Origin of the sequence: Streptosporangium sp. NPDC050855 (assembly GCF_044456585.1) — a bacterium.
GTDB lineage: Bacteria > Actinomycetota > Actinomycetes > Streptosporangiales > Streptosporangiaceae > Streptosporangium > Streptosporangium longisporum.
On the sequence record NZ_JBITFY010000001.1, the window covers coordinates 738,168 to 757,388 of the forward strand.

The 19,221-nt window shown below is 74.2% G+C and carries 12 protein-coding genes; 7 read left to right on the forward strand and 5 right to left on the reverse strand.

Features of this window, described 5'->3' with window-relative positions; genetic code table 11:
- Positions 1-16: 16 nt before the first annotated feature.
- From ACIBCT_RS03540 to ACIBCT_RS03550, 3 genes are read left to right on the forward strand one after another with little or no spacing between them, the layout of a single operon-like run.
- Complete coding sequence (locus ACIBCT_RS03540) at positions 17-1,000, forward strand: zinc-binding dehydrogenase (protein ID WP_399185803.1); 984 nt, start codon at positions 17-19, stop codon at positions 998-1,000.
- A gap of 46 nt (positions 1,001-1,046) precedes the next feature.
- Entirely contained in the window at positions 1,047-3,782 is a 2,736-nt protein-coding gene (locus ACIBCT_RS03545) for an AAA family ATPase (protein ID WP_399185804.1), read from the forward strand.
- Between the two features lie 30 nt (positions 3,783-3,812).
- Positions 3,813-5,348, forward strand: a complete 1,536-nt coding sequence (locus tag ACIBCT_RS03550; protein WP_399185805.1) for a DUF885 family protein — start codon at positions 3,813-3,815, stop codon at positions 5,346-5,348.
- A gap of 73 nt (positions 5,349-5,421) precedes the next feature.
- Here ACIBCT_RS03550 and ACIBCT_RS03555 read toward each other — a convergent pair whose 3' ends face one another.
- Positions 5,422-6,168: an SDR family NAD(P)-dependent oxidoreductase gene (locus ACIBCT_RS03555; protein WP_399185806.1), complete on the reverse strand. Its 747-nt coding sequence runs from the start codon at positions 6,166-6,168 to the stop codon at positions 5,422-5,424.
- Between the two features lie 114 nt (positions 6,169-6,282).
- Between ACIBCT_RS03555 and ACIBCT_RS03560 the strand changes: the two genes are divergently transcribed.
- The 3 genes from ACIBCT_RS03560 (at position 6,283) to ACIBCT_RS03570 (ending at position 10,321) form a co-directional block, all read left to right on the forward strand.
- Positions 6,283-7,116 carry an SDR family NAD(P)-dependent oxidoreductase gene (locus tag ACIBCT_RS03560; RefSeq protein WP_399185807.1) on the forward strand — a complete coding sequence of 278 codons (834 nt, stop codon included), beginning with the start codon at positions 6,283-6,285 and terminating at the stop codon, positions 7,114-7,116.
- A gap of 40 nt (positions 7,117-7,156) precedes the next feature.
- Positions 7,157-8,758: a glutamine-hydrolyzing GMP synthase gene (guaA, locus tag ACIBCT_RS03565; protein WP_399186090.1), complete on the forward strand. Its 1,602-nt coding sequence runs from the start codon at positions 7,157-7,159 to the stop codon at positions 8,756-8,758.
- Between the two features lie 90 nt (positions 8,759-8,848).
- Positions 8,849-10,321: an acyltransferase family protein gene (locus ACIBCT_RS03570; RefSeq protein WP_399185808.1), complete on the forward strand. Its 1,473-nt coding sequence runs from the start codon at positions 8,849-8,851 to the stop codon at positions 10,319-10,321.
- Here the strand turns inward: ACIBCT_RS03570 and ACIBCT_RS03575 are convergent.
- Positions 10,225-11,049 (reverse strand): polysaccharide deacetylase family protein, encoded by an 825-nt coding sequence (locus tag ACIBCT_RS03575; protein WP_399185809.1) that lies wholly within the window; start codon positions 11,047-11,049, stop codon positions 10,225-10,227. The two genes, ACIBCT_RS03570 and ACIBCT_RS03575, sit on opposite strands and share 97 nt — an antisense overlap.
- Before the next feature lie 264 nt (positions 11,050-11,313).
- On the opposite strand from ACIBCT_RS03575, the gene ACIBCT_RS03580 reads away from it, so the two are divergent.
- Positions 11,314-12,963, forward strand: coding sequence for a hypothetical protein (locus ACIBCT_RS03580; RefSeq protein WP_399185810.1), 1,650 nt, complete (start codon positions 11,314-11,316; stop codon positions 12,961-12,963).
- Positions 12,964-13,071: 108 nt separating this feature from the next.
- Here the strand turns inward: ACIBCT_RS03580 and ACIBCT_RS03585 are convergent, their stop codons facing one another.
- The 3 genes from ACIBCT_RS03585 to ACIBCT_RS03595 all read right to left on the reverse strand — a co-directional run bounded on the left by ACIBCT_RS03585 (position 13,072) and on the right by ACIBCT_RS03595 (position 19,160).
- Positions 13,072-14,199, reverse strand: a complete 1,128-nt coding sequence (locus ACIBCT_RS03585; RefSeq protein ID WP_399185811.1) for a glycosyltransferase — start codon at positions 14,197-14,199, stop codon at positions 13,072-13,074.
- A 142-nt stretch (positions 14,200-14,341) separates the two neighbouring features.
- Entirely contained in the window at positions 14,342-17,335 is a 2,994-nt protein-coding gene (locus ACIBCT_RS03590; protein WP_399185812.1) for a CDP-glycerol:glycerophosphate glycerophosphotransferase, read from the reverse strand.
- Positions 17,336-17,627: 292 nt separating this feature from the next.
- Positions 17,628-19,160: an NAD(P)/FAD-dependent oxidoreductase gene (locus ACIBCT_RS03595; protein ID WP_399185813.1), complete on the reverse strand. Its 1,533-nt coding sequence runs from the start codon at positions 19,158-19,160 to the stop codon at positions 17,628-17,630.
- Positions 19,161-19,221 lie beyond the last annotated feature (61 nt).

A 19,221-nucleotide genomic window follows, 5' to 3' on the forward strand; every position in this document is an offset into this window, starting at 1 on the left:
GATTCAGGAGATCGTCATGCACGCCATCCGGCAGTACGCCTTCGGCCCCGCCGAGAACCTGCTCCACGAGGAGGTCGAGGACCCCTCGCCCGGCCCGGGACAGGTCCGCATCGCGGTACGGGCCGCCGGGGTCCACCTCATGGACACCTCGATCCGCGCCGGTTCCGCCGACGAGCTGCCCTTCCCGCTCCCGGACCTGCCGATGACCCCCGGCCGCGAGGTGGCCGGCGTCGTCGACGCGGTGGGCGAGGGCGTCGAGGAGAGCTGGCTGGGCCGCCGGGTCGTCGCCCACCTGGGCCTGGCCAGCGGCGGCTACGCCGAGTTCGCGGTCCGCGAGGCCGAGGCGGTGCACGCGCTCCCCGACGGCCTGGCGGACGACGTCGCGGTGGCGATGATCGGCACCGGCCGCACCACCATGGGCATCCTCGACGTCGGGCAGATCGTGCAGGACGACGTGGTGCTGGTGACCGCGGCCGCCGGCGGGATCGGCAACCTGCTCGTCCAGGCGGCGCGGAACATCGGCGCGACCGTCGTGGGCGTGGCCGGCGGCCCGGCCAAGACCGAGCGGGTCCGACGGCTGGGGGCGTCGATCGCCGTCGACTACGACACGCCGGACTGGGGCGGCCGGGTGCGCGACGCGCTGAACGGGCGCGAGGTGACGGTGGCCTTCGACGGGGTCGGCGGCACCCTGGGCCGTACCGCCCTGGAACTGCTCGGCGTCGGCGGCCGGTTCGTCATGTTCGGCTGGTCGGCGGGGAAGCCGACCGAGCTGTCCACCGATGACCTCTACGCCCGCTGCCTGACCGCCTCGGTCGCCCTGGGCCCGCGGATCCTGAAGGCGCCCGGGGGGCTGCGCGGCCTGGAGGAGCGCTCGCTCGCCGAGGCGGCGTCCGGCCGGCTCGTCCCCGAGGTCCAGCGGTTCGCGCTCGCCGAGGCCGCGCTGGCGCACACCGCCCTGGAGACGCGGGCCACCGTGGGCAAGGTCGTGCTGGTCCCCTGAGCCGGTCGCCTGCGGGCCGCGGACAACGGTTGAGTAGTTTTTAGTCATGTTCCACGGGCGGACCGACGAGCTGGCGGTCATCGACCGCCTCCTGGCCGACGCCCGCGGCCGCCGGAGCGGGGCCCTGGTCGTCCGCGGGGAGGCCGGGATCGGGAAGTCCGCCCTGCTCGACCACGCGGCGGCGGAGGCCGGTGACATGCGGGTGCTGCGCGGGGTCGGGATCGAGTCGGAGAGCGAGCTGCCGTTCGCCGGCCTGCACCTGCTCCTGCGGGGGGTCGCGGACCACGTCGACGCCCTCCCCGACAGGCAGGCGCGGGCCCTGCGCGGCGCGCTGGGGATGGCGCCCGTGTCCGGCGGCGACCGGTTCCTGACCGGCCTGGCGGTCCTGACCCTGCTGGCGGACCTGGCCGAGGACCGCCCGCTGCTGTGCCTGGTCGACGACGCCCACTGGCTCGACCACGCCTCCGCCGAGGTCCTGCTGTTCGCCGCCCGCCGCCTCGGCGCCGAGGGCATCGCCCTGGTCTTCGCCGCCCGCGACCTGCACGCGCCCGCCTTCCCCGCGCCCGGCCTCGCCGAGATGCGCCTGTCCGGGCTGGACGGGGCGACCGCCGCGGACCTGCTGGCCGGGCACGCCGCCGACCTGCCCCGGCACGTGCGGGAGCAGATCCTGCGCGAGGCCCGGGGCAACCCGCTGGCCCTGCTGGAGCTGTCGGCCGCGCAGCGCGAGGGCCAGCTGCCCGCCTACCCGTACAACCTGGGAACGCTGCCGACGCACAGCCGGATCCAGCAGACCTTCACCGACCGGATCGCCACCCTGCCCGAGCGCACCCGCACCCTCCTGCTGGTTGCCGCGGCCGACGACACCGGCGATCCGGCCGTCGTGCTCGGGGCCGCCGCGCGGCTCGGCGCGGACGTCGAGGACCTGGAACCGGCCGAGCACAGGCGCCTGCTGCTCTTCACCGAGGACCGGCTGGTCTTCCGGCACCCGCTGATCCGGGCCGCCGCCTACCGGGGGGCCACGCTGAGCCGGCGGATCGCGGTGCACCGGGCCCTGGCCGACACCCTGGAGGCGCACGCCGACGCCGACCGGCGCGCCTGGCACCTGGCCGCCGCCAGCACGCGTCCCGACGAGGAGGTCGCCGCCGCCCTGGAGCGCAGCGCCGAGCACGCGCGCGCACGCGGCGGGTACGCGGCGATCGCCGCGGCCTACGAACGCGCGGCCTCGCTCAGCCCCGACCGGCACGGCAGGGGCAGGCGCCTGGCCGCGGCGGCACGGGCCGCCGTCGACGCCGGGCAGCTCGACCGGGCCGTCGCCCTGGCCGACCAGGCCGTCCCGCACGCCCTGGACCCGACGACGGCGGCGGAGGTCGCCAGGGTCCGGGCCACCGTCGCCGGCGAGCGAGGGCAGCCGAAGGTGGCCCACGAGATCCTCGCCGAGGCGGTGCTCTCCACCGCCGGGCACGACCCGGACACGACGGCGGCCATGCTCTTCGACGCGGTCGAGGCCGCCTGGTTCGCCGGTGACCTCGCGGCCGTCACCGGCGTCGTGGAACGGGCCCGCGCCCTGGGCCATGCCCCCGACGACCGCGTACGGGCCCTCGTCCGGGTGGCCGCGGGGCTCACCGGCCTGGCGGCCGACGAGGTCGGGGACGGGCTGCCGGCGCTGCGCGAACTGATCGGCCTCACGGCGGGCGGGCCGCACCGGGCGGGTTTCCGGGAGCGCGCGCGGGTCACCTGGTGGCACCTGATGCTCGGTGAGCACGTCGCGGCCCACGACCTGGCCGTCGCCCTGGTGCGGGACTGCCGTACCGAGGGCGCGATCGGCGTGCTGCCGCGGGCCCTGGCGCTGCTGGCCAGGGCGCAGATGCCCCAGGGGCGGTACCGCGACGCGCTGGCGAGCGGCACCGAGGGGCTGCGCATCGCGCACGACACCGGTCAGAGCGACCACGAGGGCTACCACGCGGTCGTCCTGGCCCAGATCGCGGCCGTCGAGGGCGACCAGGAGCGCTGCGCCGACCTGGTGAAGGAGGTCCTGGCGCGGGGGACCGGGGCGAACCCGGTGTGGGCCGCGTGCGCGCTCAGCCTGCTCGACCTCGGCCTCGGCAGGCACGAGGCCGCCCTGCACCGGCTGGAGGGCGTCACGGCCGGCCCCAACCGGCTGGACACCCTCTCCAGCCTGCCCGACCTCGTCGAGGCCGCGGCCCGCCTCGGGCTGCCCGGACGCGCGGCGGAGTCCTGCCGCCGCTACCGGGGCTGGGCCGAGCAGTCCGGGCAGCCCTGGGCCGGTGCCGTCGCGCTGCGGTGCCGGGCGCTGCTCGCCGACGACGAGGAGGAGGCCGGCGCGTACTACGCGCGGGCGGTCCGGCTGCACCGCACCGGGGAACGCCCCTTCGACCGGGCCAGGACCGAGCTGCTCTACGGCGAATGGCTGCGCCGCTCCCGCCGCAGGTCGGACGCCCGCCCGCCGCTCCGCTCCGCCCTGGAGATCTTCGAACGGCTCGGCGCCGCACCGTGGGCCGCCCGTGCCCGCACCGAGCTGCGCGCCTCCGGCGAGAGCCTGGCCGCGAGGGATCGCGGCACCGGCCCGCTGAGCCGTCTCTCCCCGCAGGAGTTCCAGGTCGTACGGCTCGCCGCGGCGGGTCTGAGCAACCGCGACATCGGCGCCCAGCTCTTCCTCAGCCCCAGGACCGTGGGCCACCACCTGTACAACGCCTATCCCAAGCTGGGCGTCGCCACCCGGGGCGAGCTCGCCCGGCTCGACCTCTCGGCGGAGACGGGCTAGCGGCGCGTCCCCTGTTGTAGCGTCGCGGTCATGACCGAACTCGACGGCCGCCTTCGTGCGGTTTGCGACCTCACCGTCTCCGGCGTCAGGGAAATGGCCGGGCGGCACGAGTACGACGGCATGATCCAGGACCTGTCCCCGGAGGGGGTGCGCGCCGGGCTGGCCGCGCTGGGCCGGGGGCCGCTGCCCGCCGACCCCTACGACGCCGCCCACCTGCAGATCTTCGAGGAGGCCATGCGGGTGCAGTTCGGCGAGCTGCAGCTGCACCGGCGCAACCCCCTGGAGCACCTGGGCAACCTCGACCTGGCCACCTACGACCGCGACTACGCGCCCGAGGCCGACCGGGAGGCCGCCAAGCAGGCCCACCTCGCCCTGTGGCCCGAGGCGGTGGACCACGCGATCGCCTCCCTCGACCTGCTCAGCGCCCCCGTCGCGACCGCGCTGCTCGGAGCGGTGCGCGGCCTGGCGTCCGGGGTGCCCGGGGACGCGAAGGAGAGCGCGCGCGAGGCCGCGTTCAGGGCCCACGCCCGGCTGGTGGAGCACGTCGAGAAGGCCGCCCGTTCCGGGGACCCGGACGCCTCCCTCGGCGCCGGCGGCCTGGCCCGGCTGATGGGCGCGGGCGAGGGCCTCCCGGTCGACCTGGGACGGCTCGCCGAGCGCGCCGACGCCGAGCGCGACCGGCTGATGGCCCGGCTGGCGGAGTCCTGCGCGGCCCTGGGCTTCGCCGACCGGCAGCCGCTGGAGGTCGCGCGCGAGCTCGTCAGGGACCACCCCGGTCCCGAGGGCGTGATCGAGGCGGCCAGGATCGGCACCGAGCGGGCGATCGCGTTCACCCGGGAGAAGGACCTGGTGCCCCACCACGACGGGGAGTGCCTGGTCGGCATCGCGCCCGAGTCGCGCCGGTGGAGCATGGCCATGATGAGCTGGGCGGCGCCGGGCGAGCCCGACGGTCCCTCCTGGTACCACGTCACCCCGCCCGACCCCTCCTGGCCCGAACGCGACATCGAGGAGTGGCTGGAGGTCTTCAGCGAGACCACGCTCCCGGCGATCAACGTGCACGAGGTCGCCCCCGGGCACTTCTCGCACGGCCGCGCCCTGCGCCACGTCCGCTCCGAGGTGCGGCGCACGCTGATGTCGCTGGCCTTCGCCGAGGGCTGGGCGCACTACGCCGAGGAACTCTGCGTGGAGGAGGGCTTCGCGCCCGACGACCCGCGTTTCGAGATCGGCGTGTGCCTGGAGGCGCTGCTGCGGGTGACCCGGCTGGCCTGCGCGATCGGCGTGCACTCCGGCGCGATGACCGTCGAGGAGGGGGCCCGCCGCTTCACCGCCGACACCCACATCGCCGGTCCCGCGGCCCTGTCGGAGGCGGCGCGTGCCACCTTCGACCCCACCTACGGCCGCTACACCTGGGGCAAGCTGGAGATCCTCGGCCTGCGTGAGCGCGCCAGGGCCGAATGGGGCTCCGGGTTCGGGCTCAACCGCTTCCACACCGCCATGCTCGCCCTCGGCTCGCCGCCGCTCGGCCTGCTCGGCCACGCGCTGGGGACGGCGCCCGTTCCCGCGTGAGGATCCCGGCGGGCGGGCCCACGGGGCCCTTCTCGCGCTCGGCGACCGGTGATCGCCGCCCGTCGATCACCGATCAGCGGTCCACGGCCGTGGTCCCGCCGTCGACGACCAGGTGGGCGCCGGTGATGAAGGACGCCTCGTCGCTCAGCAGGAACCGTACGGCCGCGGCGACCTCGCCGGGGCGGCCCAGCCGGCCCAGGGGCGACCTGGTCCTGAAGGACTCCAGGTGGCCGGGGTCGCCACCGGTGGCGTGGACGAGCATCCGGGTGTCGATGTAGCCGGGGCAGACGGCGTTCACCCGGATCGGCACCAGCTCGTGGGCCATGGACCGGGTCAGGCCGAGCATCCCGGCCTTGGAGGAGCAGTACGCCGGGATGAACGCCTGCCCGACCAGGCCCTCGATGGAGGAGACGCCGACGACCGCGGCGCCCTCCTGCCCGCGCAGGTCCGGCAGCAGGGCCTTGACCAGCAGGGCGTGCGCGCGCAGGTTGACGGCGAGGACCGCGTCCCAGGCGTCCTCGGTCAGGTCGCCGAGGGCCGTGGGCGCGGCGATCCCGGCCGCGTGGACCAGCCCGCCGATCGGCCCGAGGGCGTCGCGGCCGGCGGCGATCGCGGCGGGGAAGGCCGAGGCGTCGGTGACGTCGACGGTCACGGCGACCGCGGCGGCCCCGTTCATGGCGACGAACGAGGCGGTCTCCTTGGCGCCCGGCCCGTCCAGGTCCCAGATCGCGACCGGGCGCCCGGCCTCGGCCAGCGCCAGCGCGCAGGCCCGGCCGATCCCCGACGCCCCGCCGGTGACGACGACTCCGCTGCTCGTCATGGGGCCTCCTCGACCGCCGGTGGTCTCCAACGTTAACTTGGTGGCCGATCGGTCGCCAGGTGCGCCACGGCCCGCGACGGCGCGGGACGCGCGCCACCGGCCCAAGGAGGCACGATGCGGGAACTGTCGGGCAAGGTCGCGGTCGTCACCGGCGCGGGCGGCGGCATCGGCAGGGCCCTCGCGCTCGCCCTGGCCGCGGAGGGCACGACCCTGATGCTCGCCGACGTCGACCCCGGAGGGCTCGCGGAGACCGCCTCGCTGGTGGAGGGGGTCACGGTGCTCACCGAGATCACCGACGTCTCCGACCCGGTGGCCGTGGAGCACCTGGCCGACCGGACCTTCGGCGAGCTGGGCGCCGTGCACGTGCTCTGCAACAACGCGGGCGTCTTCCAGGGCGGCCGGATCTGGACCAGGGAGCCCGAGGACTTCGCCTGGCTGCTCGGGGTGAACCTGTGGGGGGTGCTGCACGGCATCCGGGCCTTCGTCCCCCGCATGATCGAGCAGGACACCGAGGGGCACATCGTCAACACGGTCTCGGTCGCGGGGCTGTTCGCCGCCCCGCTCGCCGGGGCCTACTCGGTCTCGAAGTACGCCGCGTTCGCGGCGTCGCAGGCCCTGGCCCAGGATCTCGCGTCGGTCTCCTCCCGGCTCCGGGTGACGGCGCTCTGCCCGGGAGGGGTGCGGACCGGGATCAACCGCTCCGAGCGGGTCCGGCCGGAGCCCCTGCGGGTCGCCGGGCGGACCGAGGACGAGGCGCTCTCCGGGGAGATCATCGACGGGATCGTGGAGGGGGGCGTCGACCCGGCCGCGGTGGCGCTCGCGGCGCTGGAGGCCATCCGCGAGGAGCGCTTCCTGGCCCTGACCCACCCCGGCTACGCGCAGGGCCTGCGCGATCAGACCGACGCCCTCCTGGCCGGGGCCGTACCCCCCTTTCCCCGCCACGGATAGGCACTCCCTCGTACCCGAGCGGGCGCGCGGGCGGGCGCCGATAGACTGGCACGACCGCTCTGTTCCCTTCGGGGGTTCTTTTGGGGGTCTTGTGTCTGAGTTCGACACGGTCCTGGTCGTCGACTTCGGCGCGCAGTACGCGCAGCTGATCGCGCGACGGGTGCGTGAATGCCACGTCTACTCCGAGATCGTCCCCTCGACGATGCCGGTGGAGGAGATGATGGCCAGGAAGCCCAAGGCCGTCATCCTGTCCGGTGGCCCGTCGTCGGTGTACGCCGAGGGCGCCCCGGCCGCCCCCGCGGGCCTGTTCGGCACCGGCGTGCCCACCTTCGGCATCTGCTACGGCTTCCAGGTCATGGCCCAGGAGCTCGGCGGCGAGGTGGCCAGGACCGGCACCGCCGAGTACGGCGGCACCCACCTGGACGTGAGCGACCAGGGCGTGCTCTTCGCCGGGCTGCCCCGCAGCCAGTCGGTCTGGATGTCCCACGGCGACAGCGTCTCGGCCGCCCCCGAGGGGTTCCTCGTCACCGCCGCGACCGCCCAGACGCCCGTGGCCGCCTTCGAGCACCCCGAGCTGGGGCTGTACGGCGTCCAGTTCCACCCCGAGGTGTTGCACTCCGAGCACGGCCAGGCCGTGCTCAAGCGCTTCCTCGACGCCGCGGGCTGCCGCCCCTCCTGGACGATGCTCAACATCGTCGAGGACGCGGTCGAGGCGATCCGCGCCCAGATCGGCCCCGAGGGCCGCGCCATCTGCGGCCTGTCGGGCGGCGTCGACTCCGCGGTGGCCGCCGCCATGGTCCAGCGGGCCATCGGTGACCGCCTGACCTGCGTCTTCGTCGACCACGGGCTGCTGCGCAAGGGCGAGGCCGAGCAGGTCGAGCGCGACTTCGTGGCCGCCACCGGCGTCAAGCTCCGGGTGGCCGACGCCCAGGAGCGCTTCCTGAAGGCGCTCGACGGGGTCACCGACCCCGAGGAGAAGCGCAAGATCATCGGCCGCGAGTTCATCAGGGTCTTCGAGGACGAGCAGCGCGCCATCCTGGCCGACGGGCCCGTCGACTTCCTCGTCCAGGGCACCCTGTACCCGGACGTGGTCGAGTCCGGCGGCGGCACCGGCACCGCCAACATCAAGTCCCACCACAACGTCGGCGGCCTCCCCGACGACCTGCGGTTCTCACTGGTCGAGCCGCTGCGCGCACTGTTCAAGGACGAGGTCCGCCGGGCCGGCGAGGAGCTGGGCCTGCCCGCCGCCATGGTCTGGCGCCAGCCGTTCCCCGGCCCCGGCCTGGGCATCCGCATCGTCGGCGCGGTCAGCCGCGAGCGCCTGGAGATCCTCCGCGAGGCCGACGCCATCGCCCGGGAGGAGCTGACCCGCGCCGGTCTCGACCGGGACATCTGGCAGTGCCCGGTCGTGCTGCTCGCCGACGTCCGCTCGGTGGGCGTCCAGGGTGACGGCCGCACCTACGGCCACCCGGTCGTGCTCCGCCCGGTCTCCAGCGAGGACGCCATGACCGCCGACTGGTCCCGCGTCCCGTACGACGTGCTCGCCCGGATCTCCACCCGCATCACCAACGAGGTCCGCGAGATCAACAGGGTGGTCCTCGACGTGACCAGCAAGCCGCCGGGCACCATCGAGTGGGAGTGACCCTCCGGGGGGAGTGATCGGTCGGCTCGCCGGGACGGCTCGTCGCCGACGGCAAGGCTTCGCAAAGTGCCGGACGGTAGGTTGGGGCGGGTGTCCTCCACCTCTCCGATCGGCGCCGGCGCCCCCCCGGCCTCCGCCGCCCGCCTGGCGTGGCTCGACGCGCTGCGCGGCCTCGGCGCCGTCGCCGTCATGCTGGAACACCTGCTGCCCTGGTTCATGCCCTCCCTGAGGCCGTACTGGTTCAACCTCGGCATGTACGGCGTCCTGGTGTTCTTCCTGGTCAGCGGCTACATCATCCCGGTCTCGCTGGAGCGGCGCGGGGACGTGCGGGCCTTCTGGATCAGCCGGGTGTTCCGGCTGTACCCGATCTACCTGCTGGTCGTGGCCGGGGTGCTGGTGGCGGCGATCTGGATGCCGGTCCGCGAGCAGGTGCCCAGGGACCTGTCGTCGGTCTTCGCGCACGCCACGATGCTGCTGGACGTGGTGCACCGGGGCGGCCTGGCCGACACCATGTGGACGCTCTCGTACGAGATGGTCTTCTACCTGGTCGTGACCGCGCTGTTCGTCGGCGGGGCGCACCGGGCGAGCGGGACGATCGCGGTGGCCTTCGGGACGGTCGCGGTCGTCGCCGGGCTGGTGCTGACCGGGCCGCTGCTGCAGGGGCCCTGGCCCGCCCTGGTGTCGGGCCCGGTGTTCCTCGCGGGCCTGGCCTGCCTGGTCGGCGGCAGGTTCCGCAGGAGCGCCGCCTACGTGCTGGGCGCGATGGCCCTGGTGCTGCTGCTCTTCTCCGGCTTCGTGCCGTGGCTGGGGGCGGTGATCCTGGCGGTGATGTTCGCCGGGACCGCGATCCGCCGCTGGGAGGAGGGGGCGGGAGGGCTCGTCCCGGTCGCGGCGACGGCCGTCCTGGTGGGCGTCACCCCCGTCTGGGCGCCCCAGGCGGGCTGGTGGTGGGTGCAGCCGGGGCCGTGGCTCGCGACCATGGTGCTGGCGGGGGCGACGTTCGCCGGGGGGATGGCCCTGCGCGGGCGCGAATTGCCCCGGTTCCTCGTCTGGCTGGGGCTGGTGAGCTACTCGGTCTACCTGCTGCACCATCCGCTGCTGCGGATCTTCCACGCCGTCGTCGGGGACGTGCGGGCCGCGGGGCAGGCGGTGCAGCTCCTGCTCAGCGCGGTGTTCGTGCTGACGGTGCTGGGCCTGAGCCTGCTCACCTACCGCTACGTGGAGCTTCCCATGCAGCGGCTGGGCAGGCGGCTGGCCCGCGGAGCGGCCGCGGGGAACGCCGGTGGCGCGGGGGGTGCGGAGGGAGCGACGGCCGCCGGGAGCACGAACGGCACGAACGGCACGGACGGCACGGACGGCACGGACGGTGCGGCCGCGGCGGGGAACGCCGGTGGTGCGGGGGGTGCGGCTCCCGGGCCGCCGTCCTCGGGCGACGGGGCTCGGGAGCCGTCCTGTGAGACCGCGGGTCAGGAACCGTCCGCCGGGGACTGCGCGAAGTCGTCCGGGTCGCCGGTGGGCGAGTCCGAGGTCAGACCCTCGTCCTTCTCGGAGCCGACGGGGTAGACGTCCCCGGGTGCGGTGGCCTTGGCGCCGCGCAGCGAGGAGACCGACACCACGTGGTAGCCCTGCTTCTGCAGCGACGCCAGCAGCTTCGGCATCACCTTGACGGTCTGCTCCACCCAGTCGTGCATGAGGATGACGCCGTCACGCTTGGCGTTCTTGAGCACCTCGTCGTGGATGGCCTTCTCGTTCCTGGTCGCCCAGTCCCGCGAGCCGCCGTTCCACAGGATGATCGGCATGCCCATCTGCTTGGCGATCGCCGTGACCCGCTCGTCGAACTCGCCGTACGGGGGGCGGATCGTCGTCGGGTACTTGCCGGTGACCTTCTTGACGATGTCCTGGGTGTTGATCAGCTCGTCGCGGATCTTGTCCTCGGACACCTCCCGCAGGTGCGGGTGGGTGTAGCTGTGGTTGCCGATCTCGTGGCCCTCGGTGACCATCCGCTTGGCGAACGCGGGCCGGGACTTCACGTACTGGCCCTCAAGGAAGAACGTCGCCTTGGACTTGTACTTCTTGAAGGTGTCGAGCAGCTTGTCGGCGTACTTGCCGGGACCGTCGTCGAAGGTCAGCGCGATGCACTTGACCTTCGCGCAGTCCACGGGCACGGGCTTGGGGGCGGGCTTGGCCTTGCCCGTCTCCTTCGCCTTGGAGGTCGTTTCGGGCTTGTCCGCACTCCACGCGGTGGTCGGAACGGAAACCATGGCCAGCGCGCAGGATGCGGCCAGCAACATTCGGACAGGAGACTTCATGAGGGGAGCTCCGGGTCAAATCGACGTCGGTCGAAGGGGCATCCTATCGAGACGGCTGAGGCCTTCCGGGGCGGAAGAGTCACGATGTTCTGTGAAACCCCACCCCGCCGGAGCCGGGGGCGCTCCGGCGGGCGTGTCGCAAGCTTGGTGATTACCCAGGTCACGGCTGCGTATATCGGCGCGGGCGGCCGGGGCGGGTGGCCGATGATGGGCACCCGCCCGCTGCCGGAACCCGCTGGGAAGACCATGACGATCAGTACGGTGCGGCCGAGCGTTGCCGGGGAGAGACGGCGGGAGACCCCCGGTTCCCCGGCGGACCCCGGCCGGTGGTTCACGCTCGCCTGCTACGCGACCGGCCAGCTCGTGCTGCTCGGCTGGTGGCTCGCCTTCCATCCGGGGCTGATGAGCCCCGACTCCGTCACCTACGTCGAGCACGTCACGACGGGTCCCTGGGTGGCCGGGCAGTCGGTCGCCTACGACGCGCTGCTCGGGCTCTGCCTGTGGCTGACCGGGGACGTGTCCGGGGTCACCCTCCTGCAGACGGCCGCGATGGCCGCCGCGCTGGCCCACCTGGCGGGCGCGCTCCGGCCGCTGGGCCCGAGGCGGCGGTGGCTGCTCGTCGCGGTCGGGTGCGCCACGCTGTCGCCGCCGCTCGGCGCCTTCACCGTGACGATCTGGAAGGACGTGCCGTTCACGATCTGCGCGGTGCTGGCCGTGGGCACCGCGATCCGGCTCGCCTCCGGGCGCACCGCGCGCGGCCCGTCGGGAGGTCCGTCGGGTAGTCCGCCGGGAGGTCCGGCCGAGGACGCCGCGGGCCGTCCCGACGGTGACGCGGCACGTGGGTCCGCGGCCGGTCCCATGACCGGTCCCGCGGCCGGTCCCGCCGGGGGTGCCGCGCGGGCCGGGTCCCGGCGGCGGGGCGGATCCCGGCGGCGGCGCAGGCCCGGCAACGGGTGGGTCTGGGACCGGCGTCACGCCGCCCTGGGCGCCGAGCTGCTCGGGCTCGGCCTGTTCCGCCACAACGGCTTCCTGGTCGCGCTGATCGCCGCCGTCCTGCTGGTCCTGCTGCTGCCCGGCGCCCGCCGGTGGGTGGCGGTGACGGCGGCCGGGGCGGTGGCCGTGCCCCCGCTGCTGCTGGGGGCCGGCTATCCGGCCCTGGGCATCGCGCCGCCGTCCCGCACGTTCGCCTACCAGACGGTCTTCGGCGACCTGGCCGTGGCGTACGGGGAGCGTCCCGAGCTGTTCGGCCGCGAGGAGCGGGCGCTGCTGGAGACCATCGCTCCGCCCGACGCCTGGCGGCGGGGGGCGACCTGCCAGACCATGGCGCGGATCTTCTTCGACCCCGCGTTCGGTCACGCCGCGGCCGAGCGGCGGATCTCCGACGTCCTGCGGCTGTGGCGGAGCCTGCTGGTCCGCGCGCCCGGCCTGATGCTCGGCACCCGCATCTGCCGCGCCGCGCTCGCCTGGCAGATCGGCTCGACCGCGGGCGAACCCGGCGGCGAGCTCTACCGCTTCTCGACGCACGACCCCCGGCTCCCCGCGGCCTGGGAGGGCACCGCGACGGCCTCGGTGATGCGGCAGCGGCCGTTCGTGCCGGTCCTGCGGAGCGCCGGGCTGACCGCGCTGGACGCCGCCACGGTCAGGCAGTTCGAGTGGCTGCTGTGGCGGGGGCCCCTGTGGTGCTACCTCGCCTACGCCGCGGCCGCGCTGGCCTGGCGGCGTACCGGGAGCAGGGCGGCGACGGCCGGGGCCGCGGTGGTCGCGGGCCAGCAGCTCGGCGTGATCCTCACCAACACCGCGCCGGACTTCCGGTTCATGGTGACGCCGATCCTGGTGGGGATCCTGCTGACGCCGCTGCTGGCGCGGGAGGTACGGATCCTGGCGGCCCGCCGCTGACCCGCGGACCGGCCGTCCGGCGACCGCTCCCGCCGGGGCCGTCGCGGACCGGGCGTCCGGCCGCTCGTGCGATCGATCTCGCCGGAGGCCGGCCCGCGGACCGGCCGCTCAGCGGTCGATCTCGTCGAAGAGCGCCTCCCACCGGTCCAGGACCCGGGGCAGCCGGTACTCGCCCATCCGCTCCCTGCCCCGCGCGCCCATCGCGCGGCGCAGCTCGGCATCGGACATGAGGCGTTCCAGCGCGGCGGCGAAGCTCGCGGCGTTGCCGGGCTCGGCCAGCATCCCGTTGTCCCCGTCCCGGACCAGGGTCCGCACGCCCGCCGAGGCGTCGCTGGCCACGGCGGGCAGGCCGCAGGCGGCGCCCTCGGCCAGCACCAGCCCCCATCCCTCGAAGTCGCTGCTCAGCGTGACGATGGAGGCGTCGAGGTACTCGGACTCGACGTCGGCGACCTGCCCCCGGAAGACGATCCGGTCGCCGAACCCGGTCTGCCACGCCTGCGTCTCCAGCGTCCCCCGCAGCGGCCCGTCACCGATGATGTGCAGCTCCCACCGCTCGGCGACGGCCGGGGCCGCGGCGGCGAAGGCGTCGATCAGCAGGTCGATCCGCTTGACCCGGACCAGCCGCCCCGCCGAGACGATCCGGGGGGTGCGCAGCGGGGCCGCGCGCTCGGGGAAGATCCCGACCGGGTTCAGCATGGTCCCGCAGTTGGCGAGCCGGTGGCCGGCGAAGGAGGTGGCGTAGTCCTCGCAGAGGAAGAGGGCCTTGTCGTAGTGGGCGTAGTGCTTCTTGATCAGCCTGAGGTTCGGGGACTCCACCGCCTCGGCGTACGACTGGTGGTACTGGCCGACCTTGGCGATGTGCTCCAGGGGCAGGTCGGCGATCCAGTGGGCGGCCCAGGGGGAGGCGACGACCAGGTAGCCGCCGCGGACCGGGTCGGTCAGCCGCAGCAGCCTCGTCCTGGCGGCCTCGACCTCCCGCGGGGAGCGCCGGGGCCTGCCCCTGCGCCACGGAAGCGCGCGGGCGGCGGCCTCGGGCGCGGGAGTGTCGTACAGCGTGGCGCGCCGGTAGAGGGGGTCGGCGACGTAGGTCTGCGGCTGCCTGGACGGGTTGATGCTGATCATGGTCACCCGGTGGCCGCGTGCCCCGAGTCCCTGGGCCAGGGTGTGGATCACCCGCTGGGACCCGCCCATCGAGTCGGCGTCGGTGCTGAGGAAGAAGACGTCGCGGGCTCTCATCGGATGATCTCCTGCGGGAAACGGGTGAAACGGGGGGAACGGGGGACGCGCCGGCGTCGCGCGGCCCGCCGGGGGCTCAGGGGACGCGGGGGACGCGGGGGCTCGTCGTCGCACGGCCTGTCCTCGGCCGTGGGGGACGCGGTCATCGGACGGCCTCCCCGAAGAAGGCGTCCACGACCCTGGCGGCGGACTGCCCGTCATCGAGGCCGCACCAGCGCTCGCGGAAGCGGGCGTAGCGCTCGGCACAGGTCTGGGTGACCTCGTCGAGCCCGGCCAGCGCGCCGGCCAGCTCGCCGGTGTCGCGCAGCAGCGGCCCCGGCGCGACCTCGGCCAGGTCGAAGCAGACGCCCCGCTGGGCGGAGGCGTAGCTCTCGTGGTCGTCGACGTAGTACAGGATCGGCCGGCCGAGGCAGGCGTAGTCGAACATGATCGAGGAGTAGTCCGTCACCAGCACGTCCGAGGCCAGCATCAGGTCGTTCACCTCGGGGTACGCCGAGGCGTCCCGGACGAGGAAGCCCAGCGGGTCGGGCACCGAGAACCGGTCGTAGCGGTGGGCCCGGACCAGGATCACCCAGTCCGGGGGGAGCGCCTCGGCGAGGGCGGGCAGGTCCAGCCGGATCGAGTCGCCGCTGAAGCGCCCGCCGTCGCGGTAGGTGGGCGCGTACAGGACGACCCGTCTGCCCGCGGGGATCTCGAAGAACTCCCGTACCAGCCGCGCCCGCTCGCGCTGCGCGGGCTCGGCGTGCCGTACCAGCACGTCGTTGCGCGGGTAGCCCGCGTGCAGCGGCTCGCCGTCGAAGCCGCTGGCCCGGGCGAAGTCGCGCTGGAAGTCGCGGCTCGGCGTGAGCAGCACGTCCCAGCGCGCCACGGCCTCGGCGTACCTCCTGGCCAGGGCGGGCTGCGTGCGGTGCCGGGGTTCCTCCAGGCCCATCTTCTTGAAGACCTGGCCGTGCCAGGTCTGCAGGTAACGGGTTCCCCTGCGCTTGCGGTAGCAGTAGGGCAGGTTGTGGCTGTCCACCCAGTACCCGGCGCGGGCCAGCGTCCAGGCGTAGCGGAAGGTGTCGCGCCGGACGAGGTCGACGTCCTCGGGGAAGCGCTCGGGAACGCCCGCGTGCGACCAGACCGCCCGCAGCTCGGTGGCGCGCCGCTGCAGCTCCTCGTGGATGTAGCGCGGGTTGCCGGTGTAGTCGCTCCCCTCGGCCGACTCGAACAGCACCAGACGCCGGTTCACCGGCACGACCGCGCTGACCAGCCGGTAGAAGCGGCCCAGGTTGCGGAGGGTGGCGAGGTCGGCGAGCAGGCTCCGCCACAGCTCGGCCGGCCTAGGGAACCGCCGCCGGGGGACCGGGCCGAGCCTGCGCGCGGTGAGGCGGAACGGTGCGTCGGGCGAGGACTCCAGGACGAGCCGTCCCGGGCCGCCCGACACCCCCGAGCCCACGGACGCACCGGATGTCCCGGATGTCCCGGATGTCCCGAGCCTCCCGAACCTCCCGAACCTCCCGAACCTCCCGAGGCTCCAGGACGTGCCGGACACCCGGGAGGCCCTAGATCCTCCGGAGCCTCCGGGCACCCCGGAGCCCACCTCGCCCACGGAGGTGAACGACAGGCCGGGGGAGGCCAGCAGGGGCCTGACGTTGTGGCGCCCGCCCTCGCTCAGCACGACCATGACCGCCTGCGGCCGTACGACGCCGTCCGGCCAGACCAGGTCGGACAGGGCGATCGACACCGTCCCCTCCAGGACGACCGGCCCGTCCGGGGACCCGGTCCCTTCTGGCGACCCCGTCCCGTCCATGGATCCGGTTCCGTCCGGGCCGGTCGCCGCGGGCACCGGCGCGAACGGGATCGAGGCGATCGTCCTCCTCCTGCCGCCGAGGCGCAGCGACGCGGACGGCGCCCGGCCGTCGAGCACCCGGCCGGGGTCGTAGGTCCGTACCGTCAGGTCCACCCGGTCCCCGGACGCCTGCAGGTCGACCAGCTCGTGCCGCAGCAGCGCGCCGGTCAGCGGCTGTTCGGCCAGGTGCAGCTCGGTGACGTCCAGCTCGCTCCGCCCCCGCTCGTCCACCGGCGGCGTCGCCCCCCAGAACACCCGCCCGCCGTGCGCGACGACCTGCCGGGGCGGGATCGAGGAGGCGCCGCCCAGCTCGACGGCGGCGAGCGCCGCGTCGGCGCCGCGCCGCTCGCGGACGAGCTGGATGCAGACCCGCTCGGCCCGGCTCAGCCGCCGGATCGCCCCCGGCTCCAGGGTGTCGACGTACGGGATGACGATGCCGGCGAACTCGTCGATCCACCGCGGGTCGCGCAGCGGCAGGTCGCCCAGGTAGAGGCGGAGGTCGTGGGAGAGGAAGCGGAAGTCCTTGTCCTGCTTGAGGTCGAGGGAATGGGTCTCGGCCAGCACGCGGTCGCTCAGCTCGGCGGCCGTGACGCGCTGGCGCACGTTCTCCAGCTCGTGCCGCCGGGAGGAGATCGACCTGGTCGCCGGGGTGGCCGCGAGCAGCCAGCGGTAGACCGGCCACGGCACCAGGGCGAACAGCTTGCTCCGGCAGAACAGCTCGGTGGACCAGACGATGTCCTCGTGGTGGATGTCCTCGTGGAACCGGATGCCGGTGGCGTCCAGGAAGCTCCGCCGGTACAGCTTGTTGGTGGCCAGGCAGTTGAAGAGCAGCTCGGGCTCGGCGCGGATGCCCTCCACGGTCCGCCGCTCGGCGAACAGCTGCGGGTACCACAGGGTGACGGCGCCGGTCGCCTCGTCGACGCGCTCCACGGTGCCCATGACGAAGTCGGCGTCGGTGCGCTCGGCCTCCAGCAGCAGGCTCTTGCAGGCGTGCCGGGGCAGCTCGTCGTCGCTGTCGAGGAACATCAGGAAGGGCGCGCGGGCGGCGTCCATGCCGGTGTTGCGGGGCGCCCCGCAACCGCCGCTGTTGGCCGGCAGCCGCACGTAGCGGACCCGGTCGTCCTGTTCGGTGAGCGCCCTGGCCACCGCCGGGGTGTCGTCGCCGGAACAGTCGTCCACGATGATCACTTCGAGGTTCTTGAGCGTCTGGCCGAGAACGGACCGTACGGCCCGGGGTAACCGGGGCGCGTCGTCGTAGGTGATGACGATCACGCTGACGTCGGGGACCGTGAAACGCTGTGTCATGGTGCGCAACTCCAGACGGCTGGGAGGAAAGCCTTGATCTGCGACGGCTCCCGGGCGGCGGGAGCCGGAGGGGGCGTGACGGGACCGCAGGAGGCCCGTGCGGGCGTCCGTGCGGTGCTCACCGGACGGGGGCCGGCCGCCGGGTGGCGTACGCCGGCCCGCACCGGTCCGCAGGGGTCGACAGTGGTTCGTGACGGGTCGCGACAGGTCGTGACGGTTCGTGACGGGTCGCGATGGTTCGTATGGGCGGACGGGGACGGTACGGCCCCCGTCCGGCCGGAGGGTCACCGGGTCATCGGGCCGGGATCTCCCGCGGCACGGGGGCGTCGCGGCCGGTGCCCCCGCGCGGGCCGCGCGGGCCGCGGGCCGTGGACTCCTCGTGGTAGTCGGCGTCGACGTTGACCTTCCAGACGTCGTGCCGGGCCCTTTCGGCGATGTTCTCCACGGTCAGCATCGCGGTGAGCATGGAGTGGTCCTGGTTGTTGTACCGGTGCATGCCGTTGCGGCCGACCGGGTGGACGCGGGGCCACTCCACGTCGAGGTACTTCCTGAGCACCTCCACGTTGTGGGCGTGGCCGGCGTCGTAGACCGGGTAGGCCTTCGGCATCCGCACCACGTATCCCCGCTCGACCGCGCCGGAGGCGACCAGGCCCAGGCGCTCCAGCTCCCGGGTGCCGAACGCCACGAGGTCGTCGTCGGGCATCCGCCACAGGTCGTCGCCCTCGGTGACGAAGTACTCCAGGCCCAGGCAGGTCCGCCCGGCCCGCACCAGGTCCGCCGACCAGGAGCCGTAGTTCTGCACCCGGCCGAGGCGCACCTCGGGGGAGTGGATGTAGATCCAGTTGTCGGGGAAGGAGAACCGCTCGGGGACGACCAGCGCGACGGTGAGGAAGTCGCGGTATCTCAGCCCGGCCGCGGCCTCGGAGACCACGTCGGGCACGTCCGGCCCGAACGCGCGGATCAGGGCGCCGAGCGGCATCGAGGAGATCAGGTCGTCGCAGTGCACCTCGCGGACGACGTCCCCTGAGCCGCGGGACGCGTGCGGGCCCGGGGAGCCGTCCCGCGCGGCGGGCCCCTCCGAGCGGACGGTCACGGCCAGCCGGTCGCCGTGGCGGCGGATGCGCTCGACCCGGGCGCCGAGGTGCACGGCACAGCCCTGCTCGCGGAGCCGGTCGGCGCAGGCCTCCCACATCATCCCCGGCCCCAGCCGGGGGTAGTGGAACTCCTCGATCAGGCTGGTGATCTCCTTGCGCCTCCTGCCGGGGGTGAGCGCGTCGGCGACGGCCCTGCCCAGCGAGAGGTCCCGGATCCGCTGCGCGGCCCAGTCGGACTGGATGCTCGCGGCCGGAACGCCCCAGACCTTCTCGGTGTAGGTCTTGAAGAAGATCCCGTACAGCCGCCGGCCGAACCTGGCCGTGACCCAGCCCTCGAAGGTGGACTGGTCGGCCGGTGGCCGGATCCGGGCCCGCAGGTAGGAGCCGACGCACCGCACGGACTCGACCAGGCCGAGGTTGGCCAGGGCGTTGGACGCCTTGAGCGGGTAGTCGTAGAAACGGCCGCGGTAGTGGATGCGGCTCATCCTCGGCCGGAGCGGGAAGTCCCGCTCGTCGAGGAGCTCGTGCCAGAACTCCCTCACCCTGGGCACCTTCGTGAAGAACCGGTGCCCGCCGATGTCGAAGCGCCAGCCGTCGCGTTCCTCGGTACGGCTGATGCCGCCGACCACCAGGTCGGCCTCGAAGACCTCGCACGGGCGTCCTCGCCGGGCCAGCTCGTAGGCCGCGGTGAGCCCGGCCGGCCCCGCTCCCACGACGACTGTTGACTCCATGCGTCTCCCCCCGCGAATACCGTTCGTTGCGATCCCGCCCGTCTCGGTCACCGATCGTGTC